Annotated in this window: 18 protein-coding genes and 2 pseudogenes; 6 read left to right on the forward strand and 14 right to left on the reverse strand. The window is 30.5% G+C overall.

The window, feature by feature from the left end:
• Positions 1 to 149: 149 nt before the first annotated feature.
• Positions 150 to 2876, reverse strand: a complete 2727-nt coding sequence (gene acnA, locus MY490_RS13020) for an aconitate hydratase AcnA (RefSeq protein WP_248266108.1) — start codon at positions 2874 to 2876, stop codon at positions 150 to 152.
• Between the two features lie 519 nt (positions 2877 to 3395).
• Complete coding sequence (locus MY490_RS13025; protein ID WP_248266109.1) at positions 3396 to 3725, reverse strand: hypothetical protein; 330 nt, start codon at positions 3723 to 3725, stop codon at positions 3396 to 3398.
• A 250-nt stretch (positions 3726 to 3975) separates the two neighbouring features.
• On the opposite strand from MY490_RS13025, the gene MY490_RS13030 reads away from it, so the two are divergent.
• Positions 3976 to 4344, forward strand: coding sequence for a WGxxGxxG family protein (locus MY490_RS13030; protein ID WP_248266110.1), 369 nt, complete (start codon positions 3976 to 3978; stop codon positions 4342 to 4344).
• Between the two features lie 585 nt (positions 4345 to 4929).
• Here the strand turns inward: MY490_RS13030 and MY490_RS13035 are convergent.
• The 5 genes and pseudogenes from MY490_RS13035 to MY490_RS13050 all read right to left on the reverse strand — a co-directional run.
• On the reverse strand, positions 4930 to 6081 hold the full coding sequence (locus MY490_RS13035) for an SLC13 family permease (protein WP_248266111.1): 1152 nt from the start codon (positions 6079 to 6081) through the stop codon (positions 4930 to 4932).
• 144 nt (positions 6082 to 6225) lie between these two features.
• A complete protein-coding gene (locus MY490_RS13040; protein ID WP_248266112.1) occupies positions 6226 to 7329 on the reverse strand; it encodes a GerAB/ArcD/ProY family transporter in 1104 nt (367 codons plus the stop codon).
• 840 nt (positions 7330 to 8169) lie between these two features.
• A pseudogene (locus tag MY490_RS13045) lies at positions 8170 to 8970 on the reverse strand (acyltransferase family protein); the annotation flags it as partial.
• 466 nt (positions 8971 to 9436) lie between these two features.
• A complete protein-coding gene (locus MY490_RS22245; protein ID WP_348983797.1) occupies positions 9437 to 9649 on the reverse strand; it encodes a peptidoglycan-binding domain-containing protein in 213 nt (70 codons plus the stop codon).
• Positions 9650 to 9655: 6 nt separating this feature from the next.
• Positions 9656 to 10045 (reverse strand): annotated as a pseudogene (locus MY490_RS13050) (M15 family metallopeptidase); the annotation flags it as partial.
• Positions 10046 to 10497: 452 nt separating this feature from the next.
• Between MY490_RS13050 and sspO the strand changes: the two are divergent.
• The 3 genes from sspO to MY490_RS13065 all read left to right on the forward strand — a co-directional run bounded on the left by sspO (position 10498) and on the right by MY490_RS13065 (position 11640).
• Complete coding sequence (gene sspO, locus MY490_RS13055; protein ID WP_248266113.1) at positions 10498 to 10644, forward strand: small acid-soluble spore protein SspO; 147 nt, start codon at positions 10498 to 10500, stop codon at positions 10642 to 10644.
• Between the two features lie 668 nt (positions 10645 to 11312).
• Positions 11313 to 11447: a small acid-soluble spore protein P gene (locus tag MY490_RS13060; RefSeq protein ID WP_432707009.1), complete on the forward strand. Its 135-nt coding sequence runs from the start codon at positions 11313 to 11315 to the stop codon at positions 11445 to 11447.
• Between the two features lie 34 nt (positions 11448 to 11481).
• The gene (locus MY490_RS13065; RefSeq protein ID WP_248266115.1) at positions 11482 to 11640 is read left to right on the forward strand and encodes a YfhD family protein; all 159 of its coding nucleotides are present in this window, start codon (positions 11482 to 11484) and stop codon (positions 11638 to 11640) included.
• A gap of 10 nt (positions 11641 to 11650) precedes the next feature.
• On the opposite strand, the gene MY490_RS13070 is transcribed toward MY490_RS13065, so the two are convergent.
• On the reverse strand, positions 11651 to 12400 hold the full coding sequence (locus tag MY490_RS13070) for a DsbA family protein (protein WP_248266116.1): 750 nt from the start codon (positions 12398 to 12400) through the stop codon (positions 11651 to 11653).
• A gap of 445 nt (positions 12401 to 12845) precedes the next feature.
• On the opposite strand from MY490_RS13070, the gene MY490_RS13075 reads away from it, so the two are divergent.
• Positions 12846 to 13349 (forward strand): hypothetical protein, encoded by a 504-nt coding sequence (locus tag MY490_RS13075; RefSeq protein WP_248266117.1) that lies wholly within the window; start codon positions 12846 to 12848, stop codon positions 13347 to 13349.
• A gap of 163 nt (positions 13350 to 13512) precedes the next feature.
• Here MY490_RS13075 and MY490_RS13080 read toward each other — a convergent pair whose 3' ends face one another.
• Both MY490_RS13080 and MY490_RS13085 read right to left on the reverse strand, forming a co-directional pair.
• On the reverse strand, positions 13513 to 13662 hold the full coding sequence (locus tag MY490_RS13080; protein ID WP_091021567.1) for a hypothetical protein: 150 nt from the start codon (positions 13660 to 13662) through the stop codon (positions 13513 to 13515).
• A 370-nt stretch (positions 13663 to 14032) separates the two neighbouring features.
• Entirely contained in the window at positions 14033 to 14503 is a 471-nt protein-coding gene (locus MY490_RS13085) for a hypothetical protein (RefSeq protein ID WP_248266118.1), read from the reverse strand.
• 186 nt (positions 14504 to 14689) lie between these two features.
• On the opposite strand from MY490_RS13085, the gene MY490_RS13090 reads away from it, so the two are divergent.
• Complete coding sequence (locus tag MY490_RS13090; RefSeq protein WP_248266119.1) at positions 14690 to 15121, forward strand: DUF2621 family protein; 432 nt, start codon at positions 14690 to 14692, stop codon at positions 15119 to 15121.
• Between the two features lie 29 nt (positions 15122 to 15150).
• On the opposite strand, the gene MY490_RS13095 is transcribed toward MY490_RS13090, so the two are convergent.
• The 4 genes from MY490_RS13095 to MY490_RS13110 form a co-directional block, all read right to left on the reverse strand.
• A complete protein-coding gene (locus MY490_RS13095; RefSeq protein WP_248269374.1) occupies positions 15151 to 15630 on the reverse strand; it encodes a CcdC family protein in 480 nt (159 codons plus the stop codon).
• Positions 15631 to 15845: 215 nt separating this feature from the next.
• Entirely contained in the window at positions 15846 to 16553 is a 708-nt protein-coding gene (locus MY490_RS13100; protein WP_248266120.1) for a cytochrome c biogenesis CcdA family protein, read from the reverse strand.
• A gap of 664 nt (positions 16554 to 17217) precedes the next feature.
• Positions 17218 to 19107, reverse strand: coding sequence for a S53 family peptidase (locus MY490_RS13105; RefSeq protein ID WP_248266121.1), 1890 nt, complete (start codon positions 19105 to 19107; stop codon positions 17218 to 17220).
• Between the two features lie 703 nt (positions 19108 to 19810).
• A complete protein-coding gene (locus MY490_RS13110; protein WP_248266122.1) occupies positions 19811 to 21595 on the reverse strand; it encodes an ABC transporter ATP-binding protein in 1785 nt (594 codons plus the stop codon).
• Position 21596: the final 1 nt, after the last annotated feature.

The following is a 21596-nucleotide window of genomic DNA, read 5'->3' on the forward strand; positions in this document are numbered from 1 at the left end:
ATTTTATATCCATTTAGTCCATTTTGTTTTAAGGCTGTTTTTATTTTGCGATTCCATCTTTTTAATTGTGATTCAACAATCTTAATTCGCAATACCATCTACCCAAAACAAAAAAACACGGTCCAAAAGACCGTGTTTTCTATATAAAATTAATGAGTTACTTTAGAATTATTTAATTTATCACGTAATACCATTTGTAGTATACCACCATGACGGTAGTAGTCGATTTCAACTTCACTGTCGAAACGAGCAACTACTTCAAATTCAACAGTTGTGCCGTCTTCTTTTGTTGCAGTTACTTTTACAAGATCACGTGGTTTAACATTCTCATCTACATTAACAGCAAATACTTCTTTACCAGTTAATCCAAATGTTTCAGCATTTTCACCATCTTTAAATTGAAGTGGTAATACACCCATTAATACTAAGTTACTTCTGTGAATACGCTCGAAGCTTTCAGCAAGAACTGTTTTTATACCTAACAGGTTTGTTCCTTTTGCAGCCCAGTCACGAGAACTTCCCATTCCGTAGTCATTTCCAGCTAAAATCATTAATCCAGTACCATCTTCTTTATAACGCATTGCTGCATCATAAATTGACATTACTTCGCCAGTTGGCCAGTAAGTAGTGTATCCACCTTCTGTACCTGGAGCAATTTGGTTACGGATACGGATATTAGCGAATGTACCACGCATCATTACATCGTGGTTACCACGACGAGAACCGTAAGAGTTAAAGTCTACAGGTTTAACACCTTTACTTTGTAGGTAAAGTCCTGCAGGAGTTGTTTTACCGATTGAACCAGCTGGTGAAATGTGGTCAGTTGTTACTGAATCACCGAATTTACCAACGATTTTTAAACCAGCTAATGGTTTAACTACGCCTGGCTCTTTTGATAATCCTTCAAAGAATGGAGGATTTGCGATATAAGTTGATTCGCTATCCCATTTATATAATGAATCATCAGTTGTTTGAATTTCGTTCCAACGTTTGTTATCTTCAAATACTCTTTCGTATTCTTTTTTGAATAATTCAGGAGTAACTGTAGATGCAACAACTTCTTGAACTTCTGCAGATGTTGGCCAAATATCTTTTAAGAATACATCGTTTCCATCTTTATCTTGACCGATTGGCTCAACAGAGAAGTCGATATTTACATTACCTGCTAACGCGTAAGCAACTACTAATGGTGGTGATGCTAAGTAGTTACCTTTAACTTGAGGATGAATACGACCTTCGAAGTTACGGTTACCAGAAAGTACAGATGTTACTAACATATCATTATCAGCAATAGCTGCTTCCATTTCAGGAGCTAATGGACCTGAGTTACCGATACATGTAGTACATCCATAACCAACGATGTTAAATCCTAATTGATTTAAGAAAGGAATTAATCCAGCTTCTTGTAAATATCCACTAACAACTTTAGATCCAGGAGCTAATGATGTTTTTACATAAGCAGGTACTGTTAATCCTTTTTCAACAGCTTTTTTAGCTACTAAACCAGCACCTAACATAACGTATGGGTTTGATGTATTTGTACAACTTGTGATTGCTGCAATAGCAACTGCACCAGTTTTAAAAGTTGTTTCAGTACCATTTTCAAATTTAACAGTTACCTCTTTATCTAATGCTTCGTCAGTTAAACCGAATCCTGCATTACCCATTGGAGCTGAAACTGCTGCTTGGAATGATTTTTTCATTTCAGATAATGGAATTAAATCTTGTGGACGTTTTGGACCAGAAAGATTTGATTCAATTTCTGAAAGATTGATTTCTACTAAATCAGTAAATGTAGGATCTTCTAAGTCAGCTGTATAGAATAAATCATTAGCTTTGCAGTATGCTTCTACTAATTGAATTTGCTCTTCAGAACGACCTGTTAAACGTAAGTAGTTAAGTGCTTCAACATCAACAGGGAAGAATCCACATGTTGCACCGTATTCAGGAGCCATGTTTGCAATTGTAGCACGGTCTGCTAAAGGCATGCTTTGTAAACCTGGTCCAAAGAACTCAACAAATTTATTTACTACACCTTTTTTACGTAATACTTCAGTAACTTTTAACGCAACATCAGTTGCAGTAGTTCCACTTGGTAAAGCACCAGTTAATTTAACACCGATAACTTCTGGAACTGGGAAATATGATGGTTGACCAAGCATACCTGCTTCAGCTTCAATACCACCTACACCCCAACCTAATACACCAATACCATTAATCATAGTAGTATGTGAGTCAGTACCTACTAATGTATCAGGGAATGCTACTACTTCACCATCTTCATTTGCAATTGCATGTACTACGTTTGCTAAGTATTCTAAGTTAACTTGGTGAACGATACCAGTTGCTGGTGGAACTGCACGATAGTTATTAAATGCTTTTTGAGCCCAGCTTAAGAATTGGTAACGCTCTTCGTTACGAGAAAATTCTAAATCCATATTAAAATCTAATGCATCCGCTGAACCAGCTTTATCAACCATTACAGAGTGGTCAATTACTAGATCAACAGGAATTTCTGGATTAATTACTTCAGGATCTCCACCCATATCAGCCATTGCCTTACGTAATGAAGCTAAGTCAACTACAGCTGGAACACCTGTGAAGTCTTGTAAAATAACACGAGAAGGTTTAAATGGAACATCTACATCTTGTAGCTCGCTTGTTCCCCATTTTGCTAAATTTTCAACATGATCTTTTGTAATTACTCTTCCATCTACTTGACGAAGAACTGATTCTAGTAACACTTTAATCGAATAAGGTAATTTACCGATTTTAGCTACTCCAGCTTCCTCAATTGCTTTTAAGCGATAATAATGATAAGTTTTATCGTTCGCAGTAAACGTCGAACGAGATTGGAAAATGTCATTTTTCCCCATGTTTTCTTCCCCCTATTAAGCAAAAAATGTCTGAATATATTTTATATCCAAACTTTTCAATACCTTACAATAATATATTATTACAATGTATATCATAAGTAAATAACAAGTAACTTATCATTTGTAATAAGTATTCCTTATGACCTTATAAATCAAATAGTTCATTTCATAATATTTTGCTCAATTATAACATTGTTTATTTCAATATAATTAATTTATGTCTTTATAAGTCGTGAACAAGATGTGATTTTTATTGGTGTGAGACTAAAAAATGCGTGAACCATTATAAAGACTCCTAAATCTATCTAGGAGTCTTTATTTTTATATATTTATTATAACTACATCTCGGCATTTCACTCTACAACTCCCAATTATTTAAAAAGAATTTTTTTAATTCTTAAGCACACTATTTTTCATTTAATCGTTAGCAGATTTAAATAGAATTACTTGTAGGAAAGTATCAATTTCAAAATGTTGTTCAGAAAAAATGACTATATATGGAAAAAATGGTTGTTCGGGTTACCAAGGTAACGAAACCAATTCGTTTGAATGGAAACAAGCTTCATATCGTTTTATTTTTTCATTCATAATTGTTTTACTGTAATGTGTAAGCTCGAATTCAACAAAAAATGGAGTATTGTTAAAATTCATAAATGCATCTAGTTCAACTGTACCTTTTGAGCCTAATTTCGGTTCTACATCATACACGTTAATATAATTCTTTAATGTGTTAAATATATTGAATATTTCCAGATAATGAGGAATCTTTTTGGAAGTTTCTTTGATTGGATTTTCTTTTGAGAAGTATGTTGCAGGATTTTGTTTTTTTTGATTGTTTAATATGTCCACGATCTCTAAACCTTCTTAATACTGAATTACAATTAGATACTGGACTGCTTTTGCAACTGACAACGCGCTCCATAATCCAAATACTTCTCCATTATGTAAATGCTCATCTTGAGGTTCAAAAACTATTATTTTACAAAATATGTAAATTATACTTAATAATTATTTTGATGGATTAATTTCCCACGAATTATTCAAACCAATTATCTAAAAATATAATTGCATTTACTCTACGTAAAAGGTGGTGAACAAATTGAAAAGGCTGTTGATTGTTATTTTATCTTTATTATTTTCGATACCATTTTTAACCAACATTGTTTCAGCTATGAACGTCAATACTGACGAATACAATTCTACTAACCGATACGATATAAATTATAATTTGGATGAATACAAACCGAATAATATGACTAATAATCGAAATAACAATACAAATAATATAAGTAACATGAGCAATAATCGATACAATCCAAGTAATATGAGTAATAATCGATTGAATCCAACGCCTGTTGCCAATACTATTAATGATGGTGACAATAATAATAATTGGGGATGGCTTGGATTATTAGGGTTAGTTGGTCTATTAGGATTTAGAAGAAAAGATCGAGAAGTCCGAACATAACTTTTATTTTTTATCTTTCTATATCCTATATTTTTCCTATAATGTTTTATTTTGAATTTAAAGTTATATGAATAATGTTTTATTTTGAATTTAAAGTTATATGAATTAAGAAAAATAATATAATTCATCGAACATCAACTGTTTCTAAGGAGATCTATTTTTGATAGAGCTCCTTTTTTATGTTCATAATTAGATCTATTGAAACTAATCTTATGTGAGGTTACTATTTTTTTCAACGTTTTGCTTGGTTTATATTTTCGATATGCATCTTCTCAAAACAATAACATTTGCTTATCGATTAAGTATACTGTTTTCTTCCATCCGCTATGGCCATCATTTGCTGCTTTTTGACCATCTGAATCAGTCATATTAACTGGTCATTTTCACCATAAATATATCCATTTCGACTTAGTGGATTAACATCGTTATTTTGTAAAATTGGGTCATATTCAATGTTCACTTAAAGTCCGTTTTCCATATTGACGACTTTATATTTCAACACTCTGAAAAAAGAGAATCCTCCTGAAAGGGATTCTCTTTTTTTATTTTTAACCAACTAAACATGCGATATTTGAAGATTCAATATTAAAAGAAATTTTGATATTTCATCGTAAAATAATAAACAAGCGTTAAAAGAGCTAAAATTGAAAAGTTATAAAAGCTAAACCTGATCAGGTACTTTTTACTTTTTTGTGGATCTCTCTTAATAAAAAGTTTAAATGAAATTACACTTGCGAGGGAAGCAACAATTGTACCAAGTCCACCTAAATTCACACCTACTAATAAAGGCTGCCAATTCATGGAGAATTTTGATAAAAAGATCGCAGCTGGTACATTGCTTATCAGTTGGCTTAAAATTATGGAACTGAAAAAGATTGATGTGGGACTTTTGAGATTTTCACTGGCGAATGTGTGTACTACCTTTAATTCCGATATGTTTCCTATAAAAATAAAAAAACATATAAAAGTAATAAGCAATAAATAATCAATTTTCTTCAATAATTTTATATCAAGTATACATGTGGTTCCTAATGCGATGATAAACGCAAGTTTGTAGCTTAGAACCCCTAGTATGGATGCAGATATGATGACAAATAGTATTCCCCATACTGTTGCCTTTTTTTTATTTTTTATTGGAATATGCGGTAGTTCCATTTCCAATGTTTTACTATTTAATCTTTGATTAAAAAAGAATAACAGAACAATTCCCAGAACCACTAATAGAAGAATTGTTGTAAAAAATTGTACAGGCCTTATTCCGTAGAAAGTAAATATAAAAAGATTTTGTGGATTTCCCATTGGAGTTAGGCTGCTTCCAATGTTAGCCGCAATTGTCTCTAGTATAATAGTATCCAACATAGAAGTTTGTATAATCTTACTAATTATAAGTGTTAATGGTACAAAAGTTATTAATGCCACGTCATTCGTAACAAGCATGGAACTAAAAAAGCATAATAAAATTAAGATTGCTGAAACACTTTTACTATTATGACATTTACTCAGTATAGCAATGGCGAATTTATCCAATAGTTTAAGATCTTCCAAAGCCTTTACTACGAGCATAAGATTAAATAAACTCACTAATACTTTAAAATTTATATAATCTAGTTTTGGTTCATGGAATAAACAGCTTACGATTGCTAACATGAGTGATATGGTAAATACAATGTCTTTTTTTAAAATTCCAAAGTTCAATTTCACTTTTTTTTCGTTTTCTATATAAAGATATTCTTTCATCAATCCCCCTCCAGTATTTTCTATTTTACTACACACCTCTGTTTCTTGCATTTGAAACATCAATGCACATAAAAAATACCATAATTCCCATTAAATCACAGTTGTGGGGGTAAAGTATGCACCTCAAAATCCAGGCATTTTCTTTTATAAGGCTGGGTATTTTAGTTTCCTTTTTATTAGCACTATTAGTATTAAACAAATTGGGATAATAATTTCTAAAGGAATTTGTAGTAAAAAGGGGACAACCTCACTTGCTTCATTACGTAATGCAACATAATTCGTTGTCATCCACATTGAACAAACTAACATTATTACAGAAGTAGGATAAACTAATTGCCTACTCTCCTTAATCCCAAATAAATCTGCTGCCCCTGACACCGCACAATAGAAATATATAGTAATCTTCACGAAATAATTACATACCGAAATCACGATAATAAAGGTATCTAATCTTTGAACAAAATCAGCAATACTAATATAACTAACAGCTGTAAGAAGCGGATATATGGTTCTTTCTATTTCAGAAACACCCATTATGGAAGTATTTAACATTGAATATAAAGTCAAAATAAGCCCAGTAAATAGTAAAGATGTTATTCCTACTTTTACTACTTTCTTTTGTTTATTTAAATATGGCAAAATCATCGTAAATGTAAATATCTCACCAAAAGGATTTGCAATTAATATCGGAGTTGCCTTTAATACTGGTTTCCATCCACTTTCTAATACAGGTCTTAAATTATTAATTTTGATTAAGCCGGAAATAATCTCTAATCCAATAATTATAAAAAGAATAAACATTATAAATAAAAAAATAAATTCATTTGCACGTGCAAATACTTCAAATCCTTTATGACTTGCATATATGACAACAATCATCATTAATATTCCGATTGAAATATGTGACGAAGCATTGTAAAGAGTAATAACCATTAACTCCTCAAAATTACGCAAAACTCGTGCACCTATATAAATAAAATATAATATATAGATTAGTGCTAACAGTTTTCCAACATATTTACCTAAAATATTTTGTATATATTTAGTAAATGGTTCATCAGGAAAAAATGAATATAATTTTATATATACAAAAAATAATAGACACCCCACAGTAAGTCCTAATAATAAACTCATCCATGCATCTTGCTTGGCTAAAGAATAGATTTCAATAGGTGGCGATGTACCATTAATAAACATAAAAATCATACATAATAATTGAAAACCACTCACTTTTAATTTACGATTCATTATAGTACCTTCATATAATACTTACTTCCTCTATTTTCTTATTTAAAACATGTTTATTTTTTCCATTTTGAATCTAAATTATTATTTATATTACAAAAAACCCTGTAGCGATAATGGATAAAAACATTAATCTACATAGAAAAATAATGCTAAGTACCTATAGTAAGATACGGAGTGTTATTATCTATAATTTAAATATATTTTCGATTCTTACTCTATTCTGAATTAATGCTCCGAACATAAAAATCCTCAAATTTTGGTAGTTCACCAGTAATCAATCATCTATATCTGTAAGCTGGATACCACTTTTTTAAAAAATTTATTAATCTTATGCAGTTTTAACAACAGCCACTTCATATACTTTTTGAGTTATACCAGATTCAGTTGATAAAATTGGTAATATTTTAGAACCAATTGTAACCATTTGAATTTAATGCAAAAAGGTGATCCACTAGTTAACACTTGTGAGAACACACCATAAATGAAAAGCGATAATGTATAGTTTGCTGCAGTTGCAGTAACTGTTACTGATTGCTGTAACTCCACTAAACGAAAAAGTACGAAAAAGAGTAAGGACCATTGTTATTGTGTTGGAGTGTTTCATCAGTACCAGTTATGTTATGAAAGGCAGTTTTTAAAAAACTTGGCGATACAATACTTGTAGATTTAGCGTTGATTTAGGTAGAGACACGAAAATAGGAAAACGAAGACAACAAAACTCATAGTGGGTCTAAAACTAGCTGTATATGCTGAGCTAATCAGTGAAGTAGAAAAAGGCGTTTTATTTTGAATCCAAGAGTATTACTGTTAAAGAAGTGCTCAGGAAATTCGTAAACAGATTCAAAGTAATCTGTATAAAATTGGGATCTTTTTAATGAAAACCGATAGTAAAATTGAAATTATTAATCCAAATGCAAAGTAGAATGTCCAATGTATGATTCCTTTAACAAAAAGCATATCAATAAATTTCAATGTAGCAATTGCAAACCCACCATGGAAAATTAAAATTATTAAGGATTCTCTACCTAAAAAGGTAAAAAACTTTGTCGTAAATTTCATTTTAGACAATAATTTCGCAATCGATAGTGTTACTATGCTTCCGGAAATGCCAGCTATATAAAATACAAAAATGTTATCATAAATCCTATAGTTCATATCTGCATTGTTGAAATACGTTGCAATTCCAAATATTAGAAGAGATAAAATTGATACTATACCAAATGGTTTTAGTTTATGTAATAATTGATAATACTTAAATTTTTTCCCAAAATGCATGAATAAAAGAGCGACTAATGCAATATCTAATCCCCACGGTAAAAATACAAAACGACTTATAGCATAGCCAACATACCCTAAAATTAAGTAAATACCTATTTGTATGTAAACACTAAATCCGCCAATGACCTTTTGAGTGTAACAATAGAGTAATTGAACGCAAAATAAACACACTAAAAACCATATAGGTGCATTGAAACCTAACCATCCGTTAACTCCATTCCCATAAAAAATGCCAATAAAAGGTTTATACCATAAAAAATTATAATCTAAGGGGTTTACTGCGATTAAAATTAACCAATAAAAATAAGATAAGATCCCTGCTGTAAAGTAAGGTACTAATAAAGCATAAAATTTGTTGACCCATAAAAGCCTCGTACCTTTTAAGTAACTCTGACTACTAAAAAGATAACCTGATACAAAAAAAACAACGGCATTCTAAAGTCTCTTAAGATGTTATTTAACCAGATTGGAATAGCCGTGTGTCCCATTACTACCAAAAATATAGTTACCCCCCTTGCGATGTCTATTTCGTTAAATCGTTTCATCCGTATCCTCCTGAAATGCTTCAAACACAAATAATAAGTTTTTGTCCATTAATCATCATATTGGAGGATGTTTTTACAATCTTATATTTTTTAAAACACCATTTGTTTAAGACTCACTTAGCCTTATCGTAAAGTAAGTCGAATATGTTTTGATTAGTCGAAAATTAAAACAAACCCTGTACAATACTGAAACAGGGTTTGGACGTAGTTATTACAATTTGAAATTTTGTATGGTAAATTAACTTTAATCTAAACTAAATTTTATAATGAGGTTTTACCTTTTCTTAGTCAAATAATTTTGCCCAAGTTTTTGGGCCAACTTTTCCATCTACAGTCAGTCCATTTTTCTTTTGAAAATTTTTTACTGCCCGATCTGTAATTGGACCGAAAATACCATCTGCGGTAATTCCTAATTCTTTTTGAACTAATTTAACACTATTTCCTTTTGAACCTACTTTTAAAAGCGTTCCTGGATATGCAGGAGGTTTAGCTTCCAATACTTTATCAGTACCATATCCTTTGTATTCAAATTGTAAATGTGGCTGATCTACAAATCCACTCCAGTCCCCACCCCATGTGAAGCCAATGGATTTAGCATAGTTAATAGCCGATTTAAATGGTTCAGTCTCGTATGAGTTCCACCCTTCTTTACCATTTACAATTGGAACAAAGTCTAGTGCTTGACCTACAAGATGATATGACTTTCTTGTTTGGGACTTGCCATTATCAACTAGTTCTTCTTGACGTTCTTTTGTTCGTGTCGTTTCGTAAATTAAAACATTGATATTGTTTTTTATACAATAATTGTACCATTTTAAAGCAGCTTGCTTTGTATTTGGAGCTAGCTTATTTATATTTGATAAATTTCTTTCGTGATAAGTTGGATTAGTCATTTATGATTTCTCCTTTTAAATAAAATTTAAAAAGCCAACCTACTTAGGAAGACTTATCCCGATAAATAACATCGCTTGCTTTCATACTTTGAACACTTCTAAATAAACATTAAATCGTACACATAAGCCAATCTATTCATAAAATTGAAATATGGTTTGAATAAACAGTCCAAAAGTTTCCGTTTTTTTCTCCCAGACAGGCCTTTATTCCTGTTAATTTTTAAAACCTATTTAAACCCCCGGTAAATTCCAGCAACTACAATCATAGAAAAAAACACCTATTGTAAGATACAGACATTAAACAATTTAATAATGACACTCACATTATTTACCATTGAATTTTTAGGGTACTTTAAAAAATATAGGAGAGAATATTGATTATAAAAGGCAGTTTTCAAACCAATTCATTTAAAAGTGTTGGAGAAAATGCCCTTATATAAGGAGGAATAATCATGTCTAGACGTAAAAATATTTCTGGTAGCGGAATGTCAGCTTCAATCGAACAAGGGAAAGCTGCTGGTTTTAAAGAAGAAACAGCACAAGAGCCACTTTCAGCTGATTATAAGTTAAACAATAAAAAGACAAAAAAAAGACAATAAAAAAAATAGCAAGCAATTTTTAGGAATTGCTTGCTATTTTTTATATTATTTTGATCATTACTCAAAATCATCTTTTCGCTTTCTTAAAATGCCTTTGTTCAGCGTTGATTGAGGCATTAAATAAATAATATCTCCTGTTCTTTTCGTATCTGTATTAACATTACTTTTTCTTCGATTATAGTATAGGAAAAAATTAATCACATTTTTTTGTCTCTTATTATATTGAATTTTCTTGAACAAGAGATAGAGTACGATCACACCCGAATATATAAGACAAACTGTTAGTATTTGCATAATCAGTATCAGTCTCCTCTTTCATTTTGACTATTACTAGTATTGGTCAAATTACTTGTTTCATACATCAAAAGAGTCAGACAAACTAAAAAAATTAACTTTTACTCTATTAATTTCTTAGATTTATTATTGTTTGTCATTTTTTATTATGAAAAATAATTTTCTCAACATTCAATTTTTATAATTAATTTTAGATGAATTAGATCATAAGAATACCTCCCTTTCATTAATTTATTTATATATATGGAAAATGGTTATCGAAAATTATTAGAAAAAAATGATTAAAACGCTTTCAAATATAAATTAGTAAATATTTCATTTTGGCATATTTTTTCGCATACAACTAAAGCTATTTGTAAAGGAAGGTGACAAAAATGACAAACAAATCGTCAAAAAGAAATAGCCCAATTGACCATGAAAGTGGACAACCAAAACCATTAAGCGGTTCTCATAAAGTGAAGAACCAAAATCATACAAGACAGAATAAACATAGTCACCACGATATGTAATTTAAATTAATTAGGTATAATGGAGGGGTTTAATTTGAATGAGAAGAAAAGTACTTACAATTCTAATTTTAATAAGAATGTAAAGCCTGATGGACTTGATGTCGAGTATTCAGCGGAATTAGCAGATCATGATGATATAGAGGCACAAGAACGTTCAGCTCAAGCAGATGCACGTGTAAAGAAAAAAATGTAATTCGTTTTCGCTAAACAAAAAAAGGTATGCGAATACTTCCGCATACCTTTTTTAATAATTTGTTTATTTCAGCGTCAATTGCTGCTTTAATTGATTCTAAGCTAGGGTTGTCCACTGCTTTTCCATTTACAAATATTGTAGGTGTTCCGTTAACACCATAATGGTTAGCAATTGCAACATCGTTAGCAACTTGTTTCATTGCATCTTTTTTGTATAAATCTTTTTTAAATTGTTTTTCGTCTAAATTCGGAATAACAGATTTCGCAATGCTTGCTAATTTATCAGGTGTAGCCCAAGTTGTTGTTTCATCTTCTTGTTTTAAATAAATTTGCTCTTGAAACTTCCAAAATGAATCTTTATGAGTTTTATAAACTACTTCTGATGCAAGAGCAGCTAAATTTGAATCCTTCGAAATAAACGGATAGTTAATAAATGAAAAATTAATTAAACCATTATCAATATAATCTGCTTTTAGTTTTGGAAAAACTACTTTATTCCACTGGGCACAAATCGGACATTTATAATCGCCAAATTCAACTACTTCCACTTTTGCATCATTATTATTAAATGTTGGTTGATCCTTTGTGTCAAACCCATCAACTTTCACTTGATTTACTCCAGCAATTGTTGGATATACTTCTTCAGTCTTTTTATCTTGCAATTTAGAAACTAAAAATAATGCTCCAACTAAAACAACTATTCCAACAAATACAGAAATAGCAAACGTTTGATTACTATTAGATTTTTTCTTTTTACTCATTAGTGCTATATTCCCCCTACAATTATGTACTGTACATTATTGTAACATAAACTCAATTGGCCTAACTATTGATAACCCTCGTAATTGAAAATAATTCTTAATATAAGTACATAAAATAAAGATTTCTTTATCCTAAGTAAAGATCCCTTTTATTCAAAATCTTAATTGAATTCTCTGCTTTTTACATAAATAAAAAAGCGGCCTATTTGCAGATTGTATTGTTTAATTATCCTTAAAATTCAAATCCATCTTTGCACTTTTTGGGCAATATGAAACCAGACCCTGTTTAATTAATTTTTAAAACAGTTATTTTCTAATGCTTCATTTATGATTGGCTAACGCATAAACGCAAGAATATGTTAAAAATTACTAGTCTTGTGAAAGCTCGTTCCCCTTTATAATGAAAGATGATTTGGAAAATTGGAGGAGAATTATGTTTAAAATCATGCGATCAAGCTTTCAGCCGAGTAAGTACAATGAAGTGCTTCATTCGAAAAAACGAAGCATCATCGGTTACTACTTACTGGCAAGTGCCGTGTTAAGTGCGGGTCTATTTGAGCTTTTGATGAATTTCGATATAGCATCAGATACGACTTCGTTATGGACGGTTTTAGAAAATGGGTTCGGAGATCATGCTGAGCTATTTCTACTGATTGTCATCCCGTTCATTGTACTAATCATTCCGGTGATGATGCCAGTCTTGTTTTCACTTGTGTATAAGTATGCTGCACGAAAAAAGGACATTCATTTATCGTATCGCCAGTGGTACAAATTATTTTTCGTTGGTGCGATCTCATTTACGTTCGTTTCATTTATCGTAGAAATCATTGCCTTTTTATTTGTGAACTTTTCATTGACATGGATTGAACGCGTTATGACCCTTCTGTTTCTTACCTTTATGTACAAAGCGGGAAAAGCAGCGACAACCAAAAAAGAAACTACCAAATAAAGTAAAATTTCTGTTGGAGTTTACTGGAATACCCAAACAGCTAGTCTATTGATTCTTCCATTGAAATACTAGTAGGGAATTGGCTTTGATGACGGATAATTGAAAATAGTACTTAGAATAAAAAACATAGGGAGATTTTAGCCTTCCTATGTTTTTATTCATATTATTTATCTGTTTGTTTTTGCTTATTTTTCAAATACTCTGCACGCATTTTTTCAAGCTGCTGCTTTTTATCAAATTTGGCAGGTGTCTGTTTTTCATGAAACTTTGACACAGCCATCTGACCTTTTGTATCCAATTGATATTTTCCCACTTTATTCACCTACTTTTCTATCTTAAAAGAGAATCTATTCAACAAATATAATATACATTAATTTACTGAAGAATACCTTATTACTTTAATAGTTTAATGCTTAATCTTGCATATATCACTAAAAACATTTAAAACTTAGTAAAATAATTCATCACAAAATGGTATTCATTTCATTTCTATAATCAGAATAAAATGCCTGACACCCTGCAAAAACCTTATAATTTTAGTGGTTGAAATAATCTAAAAGTAGCCCATCATTCTCAAGTTCTAGTTCATGCGGTTCGTACTAGTCATTATGATTATAAAAAGACTTCAATATTCTAAAAGCAAAAAGCCAAGTCTATAATTAACTAAACTTGGCTTTCATTTATTAGTTTTTTTTATTGACTAAAATAATCAATTCTTCATCAAATATAATGTCGGAATTTAAAATTAATAATTCTCTTATAAAAGCTTTTGGATTTTCGAGAGTTAAAATAATTGGTTGTACTGACTCGTTAATATGAATTAATAAAGTGATTACTTCTTTATTTTTTCCATAAACTTCGACTAGTTGCTTGATTTCTGTAATATCATTGACCTTTAGTTTAACTGTTAGAATGCCTTTATGAATAATAATTTCATCCTGGATTAATACAATATCACTTCTTATTAGGCGGAAAGCTGTAACACTTAAAACAATTACGACTACAGCGATTTGCAGATAAGTCTTTAAATCATTTCCGTTTCCTACAAGCATTGATATTAACTTGTACAGTATAACCAGGAATATTGAACTGGCAGCCATATAAAATAAAACACTTAGAAACGTAAAGTGAGAAGAGAATTTAGTTTGTTTCACATTCTTTCGCCTCCTCTACGACTTTTTTCTTTATTTTTTCTACTATATGATTCAAATACTTAAAATGAAACTAGTACTTAAAAATAAATGGTCATTTTTTGACAAAAAACATATGTACTTGCTTGATACTTGTCATATTTTCTTACTATAATAGTGGTATGTTTACCTAATACAAGGAGGATACATATGTTTTCGTTCTTTTCTCAAATTATGATTGTCTTATGGACAATTTTCTTGTTAGGAATGATGTCAATCGGCGGATACTTTATGTTCAGAAAGTTTTTGAAAAGATTACCTAAAGAGGATGGGAAATCGATTTTAGATTGGCAGGAAGAATATTTACAAAAAACAAGACATTTATGGTCGACTGAACAGAAAGAATTACTTGAAGAATTAGTAAAACCTGTTCCATCTTTATTTAGAGATATAGCTCGAGATAAAATAGCTGGAAAAATTGGTGAATTGGCATTGCTAAATAACGCTTCGCAAATTACACAAAGCTTAATTATTGAAGGGTATATTAAAGCAACCCCTAAGCGGGATCATGCATTTTTAGTTAAAACACTAAAGAAAAAAGAAATTGATTTTGCTGATTATAAACATTTACTTGCAAAATAAAACGTGTACCGAAAAGGTACACGTTTTTTTCAAGTGATAATTGTATTTGAAGGAAGCTGTCTTCTCATTTTTTGATATGATTTGTACATTGCTAAGCGCCAAGGAACAATCATTGAAAATGCTAATAAGAAGAACATACCACTTAATTGGCCTACATCGATTGATGAACTTAAATATAACTTCATCACGATTCGAACGACTAATAAACCAAGTAAGATAAAGACAAATGCTTTAGATCTTTTTAAATAAATTTCATTATCCACAATTTCAAATTTAGATGTTTTAATTAAAAATAACGAAAAAAATACTCCCATACAAACAGCTTCTAATACTTCAGAACCTGTCAATCTAAACTCTGGTACTAAGTACATTAAAGCTCCACTGCTCATAAAAAATGGAGGTAAAATTATTTTTCTAAGGTTTGTCGGCTTTTTAGCAGCTCTTAGTCTAACGACAATAACACCTAAAGCCATACAAGTTGCTAATACTGTGCTAAAAATTATACTCATATCTTTACTCATTTTTTTCACTACCTTTTTTCTCAATCTTAAAGAATAACAATTCTCATATGCATTGACTATTTTAAAAACTGATTATTACAGTTTTTGTGAATATAAAGCATTCTTTTTATCATATAAACTGATTATATAATACTGCTTCTATCACATCGATGCAAATCCAATAACTTCAAATCCTTCAATTTTTTTCATTGGAAAGATATTGTTTAAAACCCAGTAAATCCACCAAAAAATCTAGTAAAATAAATTGTTATTTTAGTCAACCAATCAAAATATAACATGATTCCCATAATGATCATGATATAACCACCAAAAACGACGATTTTGTGTGAATACTTTTTAATCCAACCTAATGAGCCTAAATAAAACGACAATACAAAAAATGGAATAGAAAATCCAAGTGTATATGCTAACATATAAAATAGACTAGAACCTGGGTTACTTACTGCAAGTGCAAATACTGAAGTCAAGATTGGTCCAGTACAAGGTGTCCAACCTGCTGCGAAGGCTAATCCAATTAAAGTAGATCCTACAAATCCTGAAGGACGTTTTGAAAATTGAAACCTTCGATCATTCATTAAAAACTTCGGTTGAAAAATACCCGTTACAACTAATCCTAAAAATACAATTAAAATCGCACCAACTTGACGAATAAAATCTTGATAACGCATAAAAAAAGATCCAATTATGGAAGTACTAAAACCTAAAACAATAAAAATGATTGTAAATCCTAGTAAAAAGAACAAAGTATGTAGTAAAGTTTTACTTTTATGTATTCTTTTTTCATTTTGTAAATCACTTAAAGATACCCCTGTAATATACGATAAAAACGCTGGATAAATCGGTAGACAACATGGAGAAATGAAGGAGAGAAATCCCGCTCCAAATGCAATACCAATATTTAAATCCCCCATTAACTTACATCCCTTCTCATCTTTACATTCTAGATAATATTATAACAGAATTACTTTTTATTTAGTATTAAAAGTAGTTAATAGACCGCATCATACTCATATTTCAAGAACCACTAATCATTCATTCATTACCAATAAATTGAAGAATAGTGATTAAAATGGAATATTTTCACTTAAATTTCGGAACACTTCTTAATAAACTAATTTATATTAAGGTGGAAACATGTTAAAAAAAATATGGCCAAGTATTTTATTATTATTAATCCTTATCATTTATTATTGGGAAATATTACCTATAATTTATAAATATCATGAATAAGTCAAAATTTTTTATGACATTTCCAAAAACTCCTCTTTTAACTTCATAATAATCCCAAAGATTAAACAAATTAAATTTTAGTATTTTGAAAATTTTATTAATTTTATAGTATAATCATATGATAATCTTTGATGGCCAAATCGTTTTCCAACTAAACAAATATTAGTTGCAATTATCTTATCATTCCTTACTTTACATATCATTTTCGTAGTATTTGGAGCAATCGAAACGGTTTTAGTGATGAAGCTTTATTTTATTTAGTTATTTTCGATATCTTTAAGTTCGTTTCAGCGATTAAGTAAACAAAAAAAAGTCGCAATAATATGCGACTTTTTATTATTTAATTTATTTTTCTGGAGTACTGAAATTATCAGCTAATTTTGCTACATCAGGTATGCCAAGTCCTGTAGCTTGGTTATAAAGCGTACCTGGTGTACCAGAATAGAATAGATTATCGTTTTGCGCGCCTGTTTTATTTAATGGTGTGAAAGGCGAAGAACTTTGTTGTGCAAAACGGTAAATTTGTGGATTCCAGAAACCTACTTGAGTATGATCTGCACTATTAATTAACGCTGATAAACCATTCAATTGAGGTGAAACGAAACTAGTTCCGCCAAATACAGCATATCCTGAATTTGTACCTGGTTTACCTGGTGCACTTAAATAAACGTAATATCCTGTGTATGGATCTGCAGCCATTGATAAATCTGGAAGGTTACGTCCTGTACCTTGTCCTGAAATAACAGTTGGTTGTTTGTATGTTACATTTGATAAATCAGGTGAAATAGTAAACTCATCTACTGCAGAATACTGATTAACACCACTAATTCCTTTTTGGTAATCTGGCGTTTCAAAATGAGTACTGAAACCTCCACCACCACCATTAATTAAATTAGCATCTGGTAGTTTTCTAGCTTTGTAATATTCATTTAGATAATCCCAACCCCAAGCACGTTCTTCCCCTACTTTGACATCGACGCCTGTTGAATTAGAATGGAATTGGAAAGGTAATGTCGTTCCGCCCGCTACAGTAATGTACGGACTTGCTGCTGGGAAATCAGCTGTAAGTTTAAATACTTTATCTGCACCTCTAGTTTCGTCATAAGCACCTGCATCACCAGCTGCGGCAAACATCGAAATCCCTTGTGCTGCTGCCTGCATAAATAATTGATTAAATGTATCTTCATACTCTGGGGCTTCCATTTGCTGCTGTACGTATGAATCTATACTCAATTCGCTTGATCCCCAACTTACTGAAATTTGTTTAGCTATATTATCATTAATTGCATTTGAAAATGCATCGACAAATCCAGTATCCGAGTTCGGACCTACATACACATTAATATTTGCATCAGGAGCAATTGCACCCGCTTGCTGAACATCTAAAGTAGTTTCTTCATAGCCATCCCATCCAGAACCGCCATCAACCTCATTTACTTTAATACGATTAGGCTTTGTTTTAATTCCTACATTATCCCAGAATTTATAAGCATCGTCTGTATTAAATTCTGCTAATGTAACAATACCGATTGTTTCGCCAGCACCAGTTGCTCCCTTTTTATAAAGTGGATTAACATTGTAATGACTTTGTAAATCTTGTGGTGTTAAACTAAGGGGACCAGTTGGTACATCCTTTTTATCAATTATTGCTGGTTGTTTAACAGATCTTGATTCTAAATTAGAATAATTATTTAAACCTAAAATACATAAAATATTATCTGAAATTACTTTTGGTAAAGTTGGGTTCTTTTTAGTAGCATGAATGCTTTTACCTTTAAAACTAGCATATTTTAAATCGACACTTAAGGCTTTATTTAATTGAGCAACTGTTCCTGTTGCTGTAATCGTTAAGTTATTTGCATGAACATCAGTTTTAATACCATATGATTGTAGGTAAGACGTAACAGAATGGATATAAGCTGGATTAGGTGCATATTTAGCTTTAAATTCATCAACACTTAAATATTTACGATAATGCGGAGAATATGGTGTAACTGTTTCCTTTATATATTTTTCTAAATCATCTTTGTTTTGAAGTTTCAAAACAAAATCGATGGATAGCGTAGTATTTGGATCCATGTCTCCAAAATAATTTGTTCCATCTAGCACAGCAGCCCCAGTACCTTGAGCTACTTCCTTATTTACTTGTGCGGCTACTTTAAATGTTGGTGCATTAACTAATAATAAAGAACTTGCTGCTGCTACAGTCATTAATGGTTTTTTCCAATTTTTCAAAGCATATTCCTCCTTGTTGAGTACGTAAAACTCCTAAATTATAAGAATATTATAGTAGAATAATAAATTTAATACCCATTCATTTTCATATTTAATTTCAAAATACTAAATTTATTCTCTGATATCGATTATAATTCTCGAAATAGTCTTAAAAAAGAAATATTATTCGATATTAAACGCTAAAAATATTCAATTTTCGCACAATTACAACAAATTCCGTAAATTTTTTGGTAATATTTTCCTTTTCTGAACAATACGAAAAAAACCTTAATTAGAAAAAAATAATAAAGTTTTTACTTACAATTATTAAATTTAACTGAAATTTAATTATTATAAAATAATAAATAGCGAGTGTAATATGCGATATCCAGTAAAAATTGGTACTTTAACACCAAAATATTCTCATTTCGCTCTACCTTCCTGATCTTCGAGACACCCCATATTTGAACTATTATTGTGATCTTTTTCTATTCATTTTGGGAGAATTCTACTATTTGTAAATTAACTAGTTTTATTATGAACTTAACAACTTATTTAATGTTAAATTTACTAGGATAATTTAACACATAAAACTGCTAAATTGAGATTCGATTAATTTAGCTCCACTTTATAAATAGATTAATAATGAATTAATTTTTACTAATATCATCCTGAATATAGTTCTATCTAAAAAAAGCAGCTAGAAAATCTAGCTACTTTTTCACTACTCGGCCAATAATAAAGACCCTTTATTTTGTAATAGATACATATTATAGTACAACCCTTGTTTTGCAAGAAGCTGTTGATGGTTGCCTTCTTCCACGATTTTCCCTTTGTGCAATACATATATGCAATCAACATCTTGAATTGTTGATAAACGATGGGCAATGATAACAGTAGTTCTACCTTTTCTCATCTCTGTTAAAGCTTCTTGAATTGCTTCTTCTGTTTCACTATCAATATTTGCAGTTGCTTCATCTAATATAAGAATAGTAGGTTTAGCTGCGATCGTTCTTGCAAACGTGATTAATTGGCGCTGTCCACTTGATAAAGTTGAACCTCTTTCAACAACTGCCTCATCATACCCATTTGGTAATTTTTCAATAAATTCATTTGCTCTAACTAATTCGGATGCTTCTTTAATTTCTCTTTCAGTTATTTTGTTATTATACATTGAGATATTTCCTTTTATATCTCCAACAAATAAGTAAGGATCTTGTAAAACTAATCCGATATTAGAACGTAATTCACTTTCTTCAAATGTTGATAGTTTTTGATCATCAATTTGAATTTCCCCGTCTTTCACATCGTAAAAACGTAATAATAGATTCATAATTGTTGACTTACCACTTCCTGTATGACCAACAAAGGCAACTGATTGACCTGGTTTAACTGAGAATGAAATATCATGAATGACATTGTGTACTCCGTCATATGCGAATGATACATTTTTAAAATCAATACTTCCTTCTTTTACTTTTGGTAGATCAGTTCCAACTTTAGTAGGAGCTTTTTGTTCTTCATCCATTAAGTCAAATACTCTAGATGAAGATACGACAGCTTGCTGTAATAAAGATAATTTCATCATCATTTGCGTAATCGGTTCAAAAAATCTTTCTAAATAACTTACAAAAGCATAAACAGTACCAACCTCAACTGGATTGCTAAAAGAAGAAATTCCAAAGAAACTAAGAACAAACATTATTCCAATTGTATAAATTAAATCTGTTGCCGGTCTTAAAAACAGAGAATCTAATCGTATTGTTTTTACACCTGCATTATAGTGAGACTTATTAACTCCCTCAAATTCATTTTGTAATCTTTTTTGTTGGTTAAATGCTTGTATAATTGACATACCTTGTAAGTGTTCGTTTAATTTAGCATTTAAATTACTTAACTGCCCTCTGGTTTCCATAAAAAATGGAAAACTTTTTTTACGGTAGGTAAGTATAATAAAATAAACAATGACAACTAACCCTACACAAATCGTTGCTAATTTAACGTCTAATGAGTACATCGCAATAATGATTCCCACTAAAAAGACAATTTGCTGGATAAACGTTGCCAGTACACTCACGTAAAAATCTTTAATAGCTTCTGTATCATTCGTAATTCTTGATACAATGCTTCCAATCGGCGTTTTATCAAAAAATGAAAAAGCTAATGAATGGACATGCTCATAAACTTTCATTCTTATATCTTGAACAACTTTAAAAGCAATTTGTTGAAACATTAAAAGCTGTAAATATGATAAAACGATTTTTCCGATTGTTATTGCAACATAAATAGAAAATAACATTGCAATTGTATCTTTTGGAAAATATCTTTTCATTAAATGATCATCTAGAAATCTTTTAACTAAAATTGGACCATACATTTCACATGCTGTTGCAAGGAATAAGAAAATAAATGCAAAAGTCAGTAAAACTTTATATTTTTTTAGAAATGATAGAAGACGAATTAAATCTTTTTTCTGCCTTTTAGCATCGATTTCAATCTCTTGATTCATT

The sequence above is a fragment of the Gottfriedia acidiceleris genome, from assembly GCF_023115465.1.
Lineage (GTDB): Bacteria > Bacillota > Bacilli > Bacillales > Bacillaceae_G > Gottfriedia > Gottfriedia acidiceleris_B.